9 protein-coding genes are annotated in these 14,813 nt (G+C 47.1%); 1 reads left to right on the top strand and 8 read right to left on the bottom strand.

The window, feature by feature from the left end; translation table 11 throughout:
* Nucleotides 1–160: 160 nt before the first annotated feature.
* The 8 genes from alaS to ACMUEV_RS09445 all read right to left on the bottom strand — a co-directional run bounded on the left by alaS (nucleotide 161) and on the right by ACMUEV_RS09445 (nucleotide 12,214).
* Nucleotides 161–2,785 carry an alanine--tRNA ligase gene (gene alaS / locus ACMUEV_RS09480; RefSeq protein WP_190652940.1) on the bottom strand — a complete coding sequence of 875 codons (2,625 nt, stop codon included), beginning with the start codon at nucleotides 2,783–2,785 and terminating at the stop codon, nucleotides 161–163.
* Between the two features lie 210 nt (nucleotides 2,786–2,995).
* On the bottom strand, nucleotides 2,996–4,486 hold the full coding sequence (locus tag ACMUEV_RS09475; protein ID WP_190652939.1) for a response regulator: 1,491 nt from the start codon (nucleotides 4,484–4,486) through the stop codon (nucleotides 2,996–2,998).
* Between the two features lie 6 nt (nucleotides 4,487–4,492).
* Nucleotides 4,493–5,515 carry a chemotaxis response regulator protein-glutamate methylesterase gene (locus ACMUEV_RS09470; RefSeq protein ID WP_190652938.1) on the bottom strand — a complete coding sequence of 341 codons (1,023 nt, stop codon included), beginning with the start codon at nucleotides 5,513–5,515 and terminating at the stop codon, nucleotides 4,493–4,495.
* 5 nt (nucleotides 5,516–5,520) lie between these two features.
* Complete coding sequence (locus ACMUEV_RS09465) at nucleotides 5,521–8,220, bottom strand: hybrid sensor histidine kinase/response regulator (protein ID WP_190652937.1); 2,700 nt, start codon at nucleotides 8,218–8,220, stop codon at nucleotides 5,521–5,523.
* Between the two features lie 4 nt (nucleotides 8,221–8,224).
* Nucleotides 8,225–8,917, bottom strand: a complete 693-nt coding sequence (locus ACMUEV_RS09460) for a chemotaxis protein CheW (RefSeq protein WP_190652936.1) — start codon at nucleotides 8,915–8,917, stop codon at nucleotides 8,225–8,227.
* A complete protein-coding gene (locus tag ACMUEV_RS09455) occupies nucleotides 8,917–10,524 on the bottom strand; it encodes a methyl-accepting chemotaxis protein (RefSeq protein WP_017289352.1) in 1,608 nt (535 codons plus the stop codon). The genes ACMUEV_RS09460 and ACMUEV_RS09455 overlap by 1 nt, the downstream gene beginning before the upstream one ends.
* Nucleotides 10,525–10,526: 2 nt before the next feature.
* Nucleotides 10,527–11,765 (bottom strand): CheR family methyltransferase, encoded by a 1,239-nt coding sequence (locus ACMUEV_RS09450; RefSeq protein ID WP_190652935.1) that lies wholly within the window; start codon nucleotides 11,763–11,765, stop codon nucleotides 10,527–10,529.
* Complete coding sequence (locus ACMUEV_RS09445) at nucleotides 11,738–12,214, bottom strand: chemotaxis protein CheW (protein ID WP_017289354.1); 477 nt, start codon at nucleotides 12,212–12,214, stop codon at nucleotides 11,738–11,740. Before ACMUEV_RS09445 ends, ACMUEV_RS09450 begins: the two co-directional genes overlap by 28 nt.
* Before the next feature lie 396 nt (nucleotides 12,215–12,610).
* Here ACMUEV_RS09445 and ACMUEV_RS09440 point away from each other — a divergent pair, with 396 nt between their 5' ends.
* Nucleotides 12,611–14,800: an SLC26A/SulP transporter family protein gene (locus ACMUEV_RS09440; protein WP_190652934.1), complete on the top strand. Its 2,190-nt coding sequence runs from the start codon at nucleotides 12,611–12,613 to the stop codon at nucleotides 14,798–14,800.
* Nucleotides 14,801–14,813: the final 13 nt, after the last annotated feature.

Below are 14,813 nucleotides of genomic sequence, written 5' to 3'. Positions count from 1 at the left end.
TTGAATGCTTCCTCTTCAGGAGCGTATTGATTGAGTTGTGCTCCTTGGTTGGGTCTGGATTTCGACTTCACTCAACTCACACATCCCTCGGATTTTGAGCGTTGAGCAAAGTCGAAATGCAATGACTCAATCGTTTCCCTCGTGAAAAACCAATGTTACTCTACTTGACTAATCCAGCTTTCAGTTGATTCTTTGCTTCTGTCAGAGCTTCGGATAACTTACTTGCATCTCGTCCACCTGCTTGTGCAAGATTTGGACGACCGCCGCCACCGCCACCGCAGATTTTCGCGATCGCGCCGACTAATTTTCCAGCTTGCATTCCCTGCTTGACAACAGCCGGACTAAAGGCAGCCACAAAGCTGACTTTTCCGGCTTCTGGGACAGATCCTAAAACGACTGCTCCTTCACCCATCTTCTGCAACAATTGCTCGGCTGCTTTTTGTAAAGAAGCGGGATCAACAGCTTCTAACTGAGAAACGAGCACTTTAAAGTCACCAACCGTTTCAACTTCAGCCAGAAGTTGATCAGCTTTCGCGATCGCTAATTGTCCCTTAACGGCTTCGAGTTGCTTCTGAGTGTTTTTAAGCTCGGTTTGTAGAGCAGTAATGCGATCGGGAATCTCTTCAGGCTTCGACTTAAAGCGATCGCTCAAATCTTTGACCACACTGTCTCGAACATTCAAATATTCCAGTACCGATGCCCCGGAAATTGCTTCAATTCGACGAATCCCCGCTGCAACGCCTGTTTCAGACACGACTTTGAAGAGTCCAATTTCAGCGGTGTTCGCAACGTGAGTTCCGCCACAAAGTTCCATTGAAACGCCAGGAAAATCGATGACACGAACTTCATCGCCATACTTTTCACCAAACATTGCGATCGCACCTTTTGCTTTAGCATCGGCAATCGGCATGACTGCAATCTCAGCTTGATGACCTTCTGCAATCCAGGTATTGATCTGTTCTTCAATTTGCTGAATTTGCTCTGAGGTGAGTGGCTTGGAATAGTTGAAATCGAATCTTAAGCGATCGAAGTCTACTAGCGATCCAGCTTGAGAAATGCCTTCATCGACAATCTTCCGCAGTGCCGCTTGAAGCAGGTGCGTTGCAGAGTGATTTGCAGCCGCTCGACGACGACACGAGAGATCAATTTGCGCCGTGACTTTATCGCCAGATCGAACTGTGCCACGCTCGACTCGTCCAAAGTGAACAAAGAAAGCCGATTCTTTCTTCACATCTTCGACTCGAATCACCAGATCCTCGCCAGAGAGATAACCGCGATCGCCAATCTGTCCGCCCGATTCTGCATAGAACGGAGTCTGATTTAAGATCACCTGAACGTCTGTACCCGCTTCGACTCGATCAACAGGTTCACCATTGACTAACAAGAGTTGAATTTCAGCTTGAGTAGAAGGTTGCTTGTAGCCTAGAAACTCAGTGCCTTGTAAGTTTTCAGCTAAGGTATCTAAGGTTCCTTGAACGGTTAAATCAATGGTTTTGTGAGCATCGCGACCGCGTTGACGTTGGGCTTGCATTTCAGCTTCAAAGCCTTTCATATCGACCGTTAAGCCCTTCTCGATCGCGACTTCTTCTGTGAGTTCCACCGGGAAGCCGTAAGTATCGTATAGCTCAAACGCATCTTTGCCAGAGATTTGCTTGGTTTCTCGGTTCAGAATTTCTTCGAGTAGTTTTTCGCCGCGATCGAGCGTTTTACGGAACCGTTCTTCTTCGATCTTGAGTTCCGATTTCACAACCGTTTCTTTCATCCGGACATTCGGATAAGCCGATTCAGAAAGCGCGATCGCAGTTTCGGCAACATCAGTTGTAAAATCTCGATCAATGCCGATCAATCGCCCTTGTCGAACGACCCGCCGGATTAATCGCCGCAGCACATAGCCCCGCCCTTCATTCGATGCCGTGATGCCGTCTGCAATCATATGCACGACTGCTCGAATGTGATCCCCAATGACTTTGAGCGAGACTTTTGTTGATTCATCTGAGGTTGAGTAGTCAATGCCAGCGATCTTTGCGGCAGTTTGAACGATCGGGAAAATCAAATCCGTTTCGTAGTTGTTCGGCACTTTCTGCAAAATCTGTGCCATCCGCTCTAAGCCCATTCCAGTATCAATGTTCTTATTCTGGAGTGGCGTTAAGTTTCCATCAATGTCCTGGTTGTATTGCATAAAAACCAGGTTGTAATACTCAATAAATCGCGTGTCATCTTCGAGATCGATGTGGTCGTCTCCCAATTCTGGATGAAAGTCGTAATACAACTCTGAGCAAGGACCACAGGGTCCTGTAGGGCCTGAATTCCAGAAATTATCTTTCGCACCCATGCGCTGAATTCGGTGAGCGGGAATTCCGACTTCATCTCGCCAGATTGCAAAGGCTTCGTCGTCTTCCTCAAAAACGCTGACGACAATCCGCTCCGGAGGCAAGCCGAACGTTTTCGTCGATAACTCCCATGCCCAAGCGATCGCTTGCGACTTGAAGTAGTCTCCAAAGCTAAAGTTTCCCAACATCTCAAAGAAGGTGTGATGTCGAGCCGTCCGTCCGACATTCTCAATATCATTTGTCCGAATACACTTTTGAGAGGTCGTTGCCCGCGGAAATTCCGATTTTTGCTGACCCAGAAAAATCGGTTTGAAGGGAAGCATTCCCGCGATCGTTAACAGAACGGTTGGATCTTCAGGCACAAGCGACGCACTAGGCAACGGTTGATGTCCGCGCTGTGCAAAGAAATCAAGAAATGTTTGCCGGATTTGAGCGCCGCTGAGAGGAGTAGCCATTGAAGTCCAAAAAATTGATAAGTGCGATATTTATCTTATCTTGCCGCAGGTTGATTGACTTGATTGGCAATTTAGGGAAACTGGCAGCCAGGTTAACGATCGCCTTCTTCCCGTTTCTCCGAATGCTGCAATGTCAATAAATCTAGACATGCCAGTGCGATCGCGCAATTCGTTCATAGAATCGTCAGTTCTGGGCTTTGTGGCTCGCAATCAGAACGATTCAAAAGACCCAACGTTCTGCCAGTCTTCAGGAATCCCTTGTGATAGTAAAGCGTCAACGCGATCGCAGTAAAGCTGAGCCATACGATCGTCAGGATGAATGCTAAGCACCTGCTCGAAACAAGTTTTAGCTTCTGTCAAGGCGCGATCTTGGTAGTAAGCAATCCCCTGCTGAAACTGAGGTAGAGTATGGAGTTTTAGCGATCGCACGGCTTCGACTTCAGCATTCAAGATCTCATACACAGAAATCGGCTCAGTCCGTCCTTTCACGATCGTATTGGCTAGAAAACGAACGTCATACGCTTCAGGATTGCTCAATTGTTCGAGCGTTTGCCCAGTAATCAGGAGAGCACTGCCATAAACTTTCGTCAGACCTTCTAATCGAGACGTGAGATTAACATTGTCAGAAAAAGCATCTCCTTGAATGCGGTTACTTTCCCCAACCATGCCGAGCATCATATGCCCCACGTGAATTCCAATGCCAATCCGGATAGGGAGATCGCCTCTTGCTAAACGCTGTTGGTTATATTCCCAAACGCGCTGATGCTTGGCAATTCCAGCAGCGATCGCATCATCGGCTCCATCCGGAAAAACTGCCATCATGCCATCGCCTAAGAACTTGACGATAATGCCATAGTGATTGCGAATTTCAGGGCTGACTCGTTTGAGGTAAGCATTGATAAAGTCAAAGTTTTCGCGGGGAGACATGTTCTCAGAAATCGTCGTAAAAGAACGAATGTCACTAAACATCACTGCCATTGTTTTACTGACAAAGTCGCCCAGCTGAACATCAATCACACTATCTTTTCGCAGAAATTGTAGATACTCCTCTGGAAAAAATCGAGCTAGAGAATCCTTTAATCGCTCCAGTTCAGCCTCTCGAACTTTCACCGTTTTGACCATCTGGGTGAAAACGCGTGCCAGTTGTCCTAGCTCATCTTGTCGATCGACTACTTCATCTAACTGCTTTGCCTCGAACTGATTTTGCTCCACAGCAAAAGCTGCGTCCGTAATTTTATTCACTTGTGCAATATAAAGCGCCTGTTCCTCATTTTCCTGGCGGAGTAGCGCTTCTGCCTCTTCGCGCTTGAGCAAGTTGGTGTAAGCTCTAGAGTGATAGCGGATTCGAGCCAGAAGTTCAACGCGATCGGGCAATTTAACCAGATAATCGTTTGCCCCGTACTCAAAAGCTTGAGCTTTAATCACGGGATCTTCCTTGCTCGATAGGACAATTAAAGGAATCTGATGGGTGGGTGCATCTGACGATCGTAAAAGTCGAACGAGCAACAGCCCTTCTATTTGGGGCATGACGAGATCTTGGAGAATCACAGTCGGACGGCAAGTTTGCACCACTTTTAATGTTTGCAGTGGATTATTGCAGTAGTGAAAGCTGATATCGGGTTCTGAAGCAAGCATCTGCTGCACTGCTTCTGCAATGATGGCTTGGTCGTCAATGAGTAAGACTGTAATCGGCTCGTTCATAGGACATCACGAATGTTTTGCAGTTAAGTGGCGAGCAATTTCTGTTGGAGTCCAAACTTCTGATGCGGCATGTAGCTCGATCGCCGCTTTTGGCATCCCATACACAACGCTACTCGCTTCATCTTGAGCGATCGTGTACCAACCTTGTTGCTGAAGCAGGCTTAATCCCTCGGCTCCATCACGCCCCATTCCAGTCAATAGAATTGCGGTTCCAGGCGGTCGCCAGTACTGTGCCAAACTCTTAAACAGAACATTCACAGAGGGACGGTAAGGATAGTAAAGCGGTTCTTTCACATAAGCTAAAGTACGATTTGACTGCATCGCTAAATGATCATCCGTACAGGCAACAAAGGCTGCGCCGCTCGTCAATCGATCTCCGGTCATAGCTTTTTTTACCGTCAGTGCTGTTTGATCATTCAGCCAATCGATCAACCCTTCGGCAAACTGTGCATCAATATGTTGAACAATCAGAATGGCTGCATCAAAGCTAGCGGGTAGGGGAGCCAGAATCGTTGCTAGAGCTTTAGGACCACCTGTCGATGCACCGATCGCTATTAGATCAGGTGCAGTAGAAACAGACGGCATAAAAGACCGAGTCGGAGTTGTGCGAATCATAGTAGAAGGGTGAGCAGATTTGCAGATCAGTTTCTCGATCGTTGAAATTTTACGAAGCAGGGCTTGCGTCATTTCGGGATCGCCGGAACTGCCGAGAATCGGCGTATTCACGACATCTAGCGCGCCATAACTCATTGCCTCAAATACTTTTGCTGCACTCTGTTTCATGTCGGCAGTCACAACCAAAATCGCACAGGGAGCTTTCTGCATGATCTGCTGAGTTGCTTCAACGCCATCCATCACAGGCATGAACAAATCCATTAAAATCAGGTCAGGGGTGTCCTGAATACATTTCGCGATCGCTTCTGCCCCGTTCTTTGCAATCCAAACGACTTGATAGTCCGCGACAGAGAGTAGAACTCGCCGCATCGCCTCAATCGCAATCACCATATCGTTTACAATTGCAATTCTCATCTCTTCTACTCGCCAATTAGGTCAGTAACCGCTCGAATCAACGTATCGTCATGAAAGCTATTTTTAGTCAGATAGTAATCTGCCCCTGCTTCTAATCCTTGCATTCGATCGTCTTCGCGATCGCGATAAGACACAACAATCACCGGAATTGCGTGAAATCGGGAATGTTGTTTAATCGCTTTGATCAACTCAATGCCATTCATTCGCGGCATATCAATATCACTAATCACGAGATCATAAGGGTAAGACCTGACCGCATTCCATCCTTCCATACCATCGACTGCAATATCGACGACATAGCCATGATTTTGAAGTAGCTTCCGTTCGAGTTCTCGCACGGTGATCGAATCATCAACGACTAAGACTCGTTTTGCATTCTGCTGATGTTGCAGAGATCGGGGTTCGCTGACTTTTGCAAGGCGCGTATTTTGTAAGAGTCGATTGGTGGAGCGAATGAGGTCAGACACATCTAGAATCAGCACAAGAGAACCATCGTTCATCAACGCTGCTGCACTCACATCCTGAACTTTTCCGAGTCGCGGATCAAGCGGACGCACAACCAGTTCTTTCTCTCCCAAACAGCGATCGACGATCAAACCATAAGTAGCAGATTGATCACTGAGCATCACCACCCAATAGCGTTCAGAAGTGCCAGTTAGACGAGATAAATCTAGTACCTGGTAGAGCGGAATTAGTCCAATATTATTCTGATCAAAGGTGAAGTATTGACGATTTTCAGCCGTAAAGATCTCAGACTGTTCTACTGTGACAATCTGATCAATGCGCGACAATGGAAATGCATAGACTTCTCCTGCGACATCGACGAGTAAAGTTCGGACAACTGAGAGTGTCAGCGGCAACTGAAAGTAAAACCCTATTCCTTTGCCTGGCTGAGAAGTCACCCGCACTGTTCCGCCGACTTCCTGCGCCATACTTTTAACAATATCGAGTCCAACGCCTCGACCGGATAGTTCAGTCACTTGTTCTGATAGAGAGAACCCAGGTAGAAATAGGAATTCCATCAATTCGCTGTGACTCAGTTTTGCGGCTATCTCTGGAGCTACAAGCTGTCGGGCAATGATTGCTTGCCGCAATTTCTGAGTATCAATTCCTATTCCATCATCCGTAATTGCGATCGCGAGCATTCCACCCCGATGAGCGGCCTCGATCTGGATTGTTCCCTCAGCAGATTTGCCTGCTGCAACGCGCGTTTCAGGGGACTCAATCCCATGATCGATCGCATTGCGTAAGATGTGCGTGATCGGGGCTTCTAATCTGGCGAGAATATCACGATCGACCGAAGTTGTTCGACCGAGAATTTCTAGTTTGACCTGTTTATTGAGACTACGAGCTAGATCACGCACCATCCGCGGAAAGTTTTGCATTCCTTCTTCAAAGGGTCGCATATGAGAAGTAATGACTTCCTGGTAAAGACGCTCGGATAAATTGGTGGTACGACGAATAAAGTCTTCGAGTTCTGATAAGCGATCGCTGAGGAGATTTCGGCATTGCTGCTCTTGCTGGCGAACTGTCTCAAATAACGCTTGAGTCACTTTATTCGACATCACATTTACATGCTGCTCTAAGGTTTCTAGAGTCGTTGAGAGTTCAATTTGTCGCGATCGTACCTGCCTCAAGCTATCCGCAAAACCAGGTAAAGCATTTGCCTCAATCAGCGATTCTCCTGCCAGTCCCATCATCCGAGTCAGATTATCTGCACTCACCCGCACAACTCGCTGAGAAGAGGGAGCACTATCCTGAGTTGATGAGTCAGACGAGTTCAGATCTTTGCCATTTTGGATCGGAGAAAGCTGATTCAGGTTGAGACTCTGCTGCGGCGATGCTATCGGGAGTAAGGCAACATCAGAGACTTGTGTGGGGGATTTTCGTAGGGTTTGAATGCTCGATTGTACAGCCGCGATCGCGGCTTGGTGGTGCTCGATCCAGTTCGGTAAATCCTGATCACTGACTTGGCTAAGATACTGCAAGAGATCAACACCACTCAGCAATGAATCAACTAGTTCAGCAGTCAGGGTTAAGCTACGATTCTGAGCCGCGACAAAACAATCTTCCATCGTATGAGCTAAACCTACTGCCGCATCAATGCCGACAATGCGCGCTGCACCCTTAATCGAGTGAGCCGCACGCATTAATGCTTCTAAAGGTTGGGTTACTGTCGGATTTGCTTCTAAGGTCAGTAACTCTTGATTGAGGGTTTTGGCTTGTTCTTCAACCTCTAAACGAAACAGATCCATCATCTGGGAATCAATCAGAGCAAGAGAAACATTGCTTTGAGTCCGGGAATCTGGAGTAAGAGGTAAGGAATCTGTTGTCGGACTTGCCTGAATTTCTACGATCGCTTGCTGGTGATTTGCAATCCAATTGTGACGCTCTGAGTCCTCTAATAAGCTCATTTCAAGTAGCCAATCTGCTGATTGAATCAAGCGATCGCACTCTATACTGTCCAAACTCTTTTCAGGCTGAATGATTTTCAATCGGCTCTGCATCGCTTCAGAGAGCGTAACGGCTGCTTCTACTTCGACAATCTGCGCTAACCCATGCACCGTTTCTAAAGCATGAAGTGCATCTTGGATCTCATTGGCAGACGGAGACTGATGCTCAAACAGCATAAAATTCTGCTTCAGGCGGGTGACCTGAACCTTCACTTCTTGGCGAAATAGTTCTAGCATCGAGTAGTCGGACATAGGTTTAGAGTAACCGACGATCGAGAGTATCGAGCAGAGAATCAATCTCCAGATAATTGACCTTTCCGTTAGTCCAGTCAATCATCCCTGCGGTATAGGCTTGGCTTGCTTTGGCAATCACAACAGGTGGATCTCGCAGTTCAGATGGATCAAATCGATGCACACAATACACTTCGTCTACTGGAAAGACCCAAAGCGGTCTGTGCTGCCCGACGACCATCATTCGCTTTAAGTTCAAACGGCTATAAGTTGGATCAATCGGCATTTCAACTTGGAGAAACTGACTTAATGAGACACAGGGTAAAATTTCGCCTCGACAATTGACTAATCCTAGAAACAGGTCATTACTGCGATGCGGCAGCGTATGAATGGGAATAGGACGAATAACCTCTTGCAGAAGACACACAGGTAAGGCAAAACGCTCACTCCCAAGACGAAAAATCATCGCAGATAGAGTTTGTCGAACCTGGCTGATTTCAAGCAGATCGGATTGTGATCTGGAAAGCTGCGATTCGAGCGGCTGTGCCAGCGTTTGTGTCCATTCTTGCAGGTAATCGAATGGAATTTCACGATCGAGTAAGCTACGTCCGCCTGCGCTGTACATCGGACAGTTTCGACAATGCTGCAAGTTCTCTAGGCGTTCACAAGAGCGATCGCCTTCAACACCAATCTGATTCCAGCAGTTCTCGATCGCCATTACACTTTAAATTGAGAAATTTCTCGTTGTAGCCCCTGCGCTGCATCATCAAGCTGAGTCAGCGCATTATTCGTCTCTTGAAGGGATTGCATTGTTTGCAAGTGAGCATCACTCAATTGAGCGATCGCGATACTAATTTGCTCGGCACCATGATACTGCTCATCCATACGCTGAGTAATCGTTGCAAACTGGGGCGCAAGTCCTTGGACTTCTTGAATAAAGCTCGCAATCTGGTGGCTAATGTCTCCGACTTCATAGACATACTGCGTCACCTCGCGGCTAAATCGATCCATTTCCATCACTCCCGAAGACACAGACGTTTGCATCCCTTTGACCATCTGCTCAATTTCTAAGGTTGCTAAAGCAGATTGATCCGCCAAACGACGAATCTCTCTTGCCACGACCGCAAATCCTGCTCCGTATTCTCCTGCTTTTTCCGCTTCGATCGCTGCATTCAGCGAGAGTAAATTCGTCTGATCCGCGACTTTTGTAATCGTGGTGACGACATTGTTAATACTGTTTGCTTTTTCATCCATCACTTTGAGTTTGGACGCGATCGACTGCGTGGCACTGACTAAGCCTTGCATCGCTGTTTGAATTTTGTTGAGATTGTCCTGGCTACTTGAGGCAGCTTGAGTAGTCGCTTGAGCAATGTCTTCGACATCATTCATCGCTTTTGCGAGTTCTCCACTGGTCGCTGCAATCTGACGAGACGTTGCTTTGACTTCATGCATTGAGGCAACTTGTTCATTGACTGTCGCTTCAAGCTGTCTGCCTGCTGCTGCGATTTGTGTCGTCGAAGTACTGATTTGAATTCCCGATCGCTGAGATTGTCTAATCAGACTATTGAGGCTTTTGGTCATGCCCTCAAAGGCTCTCAGCAATCGTCCAATTTCAGTCGAGTCGGTGCTGTGGGGAATCGATTGAGTCAGATCACCTTGCGCGATCGCAGTCGCTGCATCGACAACGGGAGGAAGCTGTCGCCGCAAGGGTAACGTTGTTGCTAAGGCAGCCACTAAAGTTGCTAAAAAGGTCAGTCCAGTTCCAATCACAATCAACCTGAGTAGACCATTTTGTGCATCTTGAACTGCTTGATTGTTGCGATCGAGTTGAGTTTGGAGTTCTTGCACAACGCGATCGCGCTGAGCAACTGCATCGACAATTCGAGATTTTCGGACTGCTGCTCTTGCTTGGGGGATCTGTTTTTCATCCACAAGCTGAAACACCGTTTGTAAGGCTCGATCATAGTTCTCACCTGATTGAGTCAAGCTGATGACGTCGGGTCGGGTTTGAGCATCTGCGACCGTGGCTGCATTTCTGGCATTTTCTGCAAACGATCGACGCGCATCCTCATAAGCATTGGTCGCAGTCTGATCACCCGGAAAAATCACATAAGCGCGAGCATGACCAATCATCCGATTCAGCCCATCGACTAAGCCGTTGACGTTGCGGATTTGCCGCTCGATGCGATTGCTTTCCTGCTGAAGTTGAAAAGTGCGTGTGGTTGAGCCATACACGATCGCACTCAATCCCAACAAAGCGAGAAGCGGGATAGAATAACCGAGTAAAATGCGATTTGTGCTGTTGTTCCACATGGATCGAATCATTGTTAACTACCTGATGAAGACGAATATCCTGAATTGATCAGCCGCGCTGCTCGCTTTCTAAACCGCTGTGATTCTATGTTATTGCCTTGCTGCTCTTTCAACAGCGCAAGATAGATTAATGCTTCGTAAGTGTCTGGGTTCAGATAGAGTGCTTTTTGAAACGATTGTTCTGCCTGTTTAAGCCGATTGAGTCCTTGATAAATCTGTCCGAGGAGCAAGTATGCAGGAGCTTGCCCTGGATAGGTTCTGATATAGGATTCGCAGAGTTCTGCAGCGGATAGGAGTTTTCCGCGATCGGCGAGGTCTTGAGCCGTCTCTAATAAAGTAGGTGCAGACTGCGGAGATGGCAGAGCGATCGAATTCGATTGCTGTCTGATGAGATTCGATAAATTTGAGGATTGATGAGGTTGTTTCTGCTTGATCAATTTAGAGTCGGGTGTAAGTAACCGATTGTCTGGAGACTGCTTCTGAAAGGCAAATGCAGCAGGATAATGGATCAATTGATAAGCTCGATGAGCAAGTTGGGGAGTTTCGACCGCTCCTAAAAACAGTAACCCGAGGGGCAAAAGAACTTGGTCAAGTGCATCAATCGATTGCAGGCGAGCAGAGCGGTCGAGATAAATTAATAAATTGCGACAAAAAACAACGTGATACTGTTTTGCAATCAAGAAATGCGGTTGCAAAATGTTGCCATGTATAAAATTGATGGTTTTACGTATTTCTGAGCGCACTGCATAACCGTCATTTGTCTGCTGAAAATAGCGATCGCACTCTGCAAGACTGTTGCCTCGAAATGACTTTTGACTGTAAATTGCTCGTTCTGCCTTCGCTAATGCATGTTGACTCACATCGATCGCATCGATCTGAAATTGATCAGGAGTGAATCCTGCTTTTAACAGTGTTATCGCGATCGAATAAGGTTCTTCTCCAGTCGAGCAGGGCAAACTTAACAGTTTCATCCTCTGCTGAGGATGGCAAATTCTTTGCGTTTCTGCATATTCTTGCAGCGCTGCAAACGCTCCTTGGTCTCGAAAAAACCAGGTTTCCGGAATCACAACGGCTTCGATCAATTGATTAAGTTCTTGAGGCGAAGATTGAACTAAAGCGAGATAAGCTGCATCATCCGCGATCTGGCACGCAGTCCGTCGTTGTGCAATCGCACGGGCAATGATTCGCGAACCTACACTATTCGCATCGAGTCCTAACTTCTGTTTCAGAATGAGTTCAATCGAGTCTTGCACTCTTCACCCTCCTTGGCTTCATTCGGGAGTGCGGCAAGCACATCTGAGACAAGATGCTCCCAGTGAATCAGTTGAACCATCCCCTGTTCGGTGAGTAAGAGTTTGCCCAGTTCAGGGGATTCCGTAATGAACTCTGCTGTTTCTGCGTCTTCGATCGAGATTTTTAAGGTTTCAGTGACTCGGGCTGCAATTAAACCGATCGGTCTTGCAGCAGAAGTACTTTGTACCAAAATAATTCGAGTACGATAACAAATCTGGCTAGGCTGATCGCTGATCAGATGACACAGATCAACGACAGGAATCATTCGCCCACGATAGTTGAAAACTCCGACCACAGAATTACGATCGAGTTGAATCCTTCTCAGTATCACCATGGGTAGGATCTCAACGATCTTACTTGTGTCGATCGCACAGAGATTGTTTCCAATGTGAAACAGGAGCAGGAGCATTGCTTTAGAGACAATTTACAGATTTAGTCAGATTAAAACTTAAAAGAGCATTTTGAGAGTTATTGCTGATACACATTCGCCTCCCTAGAACGATACTGGGAGCGCAGAGCCTTTTTATACGTTTAAAGCGCCCTCTCAATTTTGCTGAGTCAAGATAACTTGTGTAATCCTATCCATAGCTGAGTATTGCCTACATCTTCCTTGAGGTTGGAAATTTGTATCTCAACAGAAATTTCCGTTTTATCCTAAATATGTCCGAAGTAGGAAATTACAAGTTGAACAGTCTAGACTTGTACGAAGTTCTATAGGATAAGCACATCTAGATTAAGTTTCTATTTTTATTCTTCAATCGCAGTGATTCCTATCGCAGAGTCCAAATCAGCAGCTACAGGATTTATGATCTCAAATAGTATTGCAGGCGCAATCATGGGTCTGCTCACCGTGACGAGTGCAGTATCGTTTGGGGCGCTTATCTTCTCAGGAGAGCTAGAACCCTATATGCCGTTTGGAATCGGGCTACTTCTTTTTAGCTCGGTGATCATCAGTGCTGTGATTTCTGCCCTCAGTTCCTATCCTGCGATCGTGGCGACGATCGCAGAAGTGACAGTTCCGATCTTTGGTCTGATTGCTCGCCAGATTGTGACGGCAATGCCAGATGCATCGGTAGAGCAAAAGCTGATGACCGTTGTCGCAACGTTAGCGATTAATAGTTTAGTGACCGGAATCATTTTTCTGGGATTGGGCTGGTTCAAACTCGGCAGTTTTGTCCGATTTATTCCCTATCCAGTTGTGGGTGGCTTTCTCGCAGGTATCGGTGCGCTGCTTTTGGTCGCTGCATTTCAGACTGTATCGGGGTTAGATCTAGAGCCGTTTTCGCTGGCAGCTTTCTTTCAAACCAATGCGGTGCTGCAATGGCTTCCAGGAGCATTGTTTGCTGTAGCGATGTTTGTGTTACCGCAGCGAATTACGCATGTCTTAGTTTATCCCGGCATTATTGCCGGAACAGTAGCACTGTTTTATGCGGCTCTCGCAGTCACAGGAACCTCGATCGCTGACGCAACAGAACGAGGCTGGCTGTTAGGCAATGTTCCTAGTGATGGGCTGTATCGCTTTGTTAGTTTTGCAGCCATTCAGCAGGCAGACTGGAATGTAATTATTCAGCAGGTTCCGACGCTGGCAGCGCTTTGGTTAGTTTCCGCGATCGCGCTGCTGCTGCACTGTAATGGCGTTGAACTGGTTGCATCGCGGGATCTCGACCTCAATCAGGAATTGAAAGCCGCAGGAATTGCGTCGTTGTTGGCAGGATTGGGAGGCGGAGTCGGCGGATTTGCCAGTGCCGGGGAGAATGCTTTGTCTCACCAGTTAGGAGCGCGAGGCAGATTAGTAGGATGGATCGTTGCAGCACTGTGTCTTGCAATGCTGTTAGGCGGAGCATCATTGCTCTCTTTCTTTCCCAAGTTTATTTTGATTGGGATGCCGCTGCTGATTACGATCGAGTTTTTTAACGAATGGCTCTATGAAGCTTGGTTTAAGTTTGCTCGTGCCGATTATGCGATCATTCTGCTGATCGTGATTGTGACGGTGACGGTTGGCTTTCTCCAAGCCATTGGCGTAGGATTAGTGGCGGCGATTGTCCTGTTTGTGATTAGCTACAGTCGGCTGACGGTGATTCGTCGGATTAGCAATGGAGCCTACCATCACAGCAATGTGTTGTGGACTTCTGATGAGCTAGAAACCCTTGAAGCACAAGGAAACCAAGCTTACATCGTCGAATTACAGGGCTTGATCTTTTTTGGGACAGCTAACAAGTTGCTGAATCAAGTGCGCGATCGCATTCATGACGAACAGCTACCGCCTGTGTGCTATGTGATTTTAGATTTTCGGATGGTGAGAGATCTCGATGCTTCAGCCGTTCTGAGCTTTGCTAAACTCAAGCAGGTTGCAACCCAAAAGCAGATTCATCTGGTCTACACTCATCTGTCTACGCAAGCAAAACGGCGATTGGAACAGGGGGAATGTCTTGAGGAAGCTGATCCGTTCTGCCATCTTTTTGCAGATTTAGACCGAGGGCTAGAATGGTACGAAGGCAAAGTGCTGCAACAATATCATCCCTTGTGTGAAGATCAAGGACTGACACCCGAAGCGGCGTTAGCGGCTCATCTCAAAGCTGACTTTTCTGATCCAAAACAAGTCGATCGCTTAATGAGTTGCCTGGAAGTTTGCCACTTAGCAGAAGGAGAATATCTTTTTCATCAAGGCGATCCGTTTGATGGATTGTATTTTGTTGCGTCGGGACAAGTCAGTGTGGTGCTAAATTTCAGCGATGAACAGAACAAACGCATCCGAACCTACACCATCGGAAACACGATCGGGGAAATGGGGCTTTATCGTCGCACAGCACGCATGGCATCTGTGGTTGCTGATAAGCCGAGCACCTTGTATTTCTTATCGGCTGAAACGTTCGAGCGGATTGAAACCTCTGACCCAATGCTGGCATCGAACATTCACCGTTTTATTGTGGCTTTACTCGCTGAGCGACTCCAACATCGGGAGAATGAACTCAGTCACCTGTTGGAATCCGTCTAAATCGTTGGATTTG

This window comes from Leptolyngbya sp. FACHB-1624 (assembly GCF_047649235.1).
GTDB classification, from domain to species: Bacteria; Cyanobacteriota; Cyanobacteriia; order Leptolyngbyales; family Leptolyngbyaceae; genus Leptolyngbya; species Leptolyngbya boryana.
Note: the sequence above shows the minus strand (reverse complement) of the source record. Positions and strands in the feature narration are given on the sequence as shown.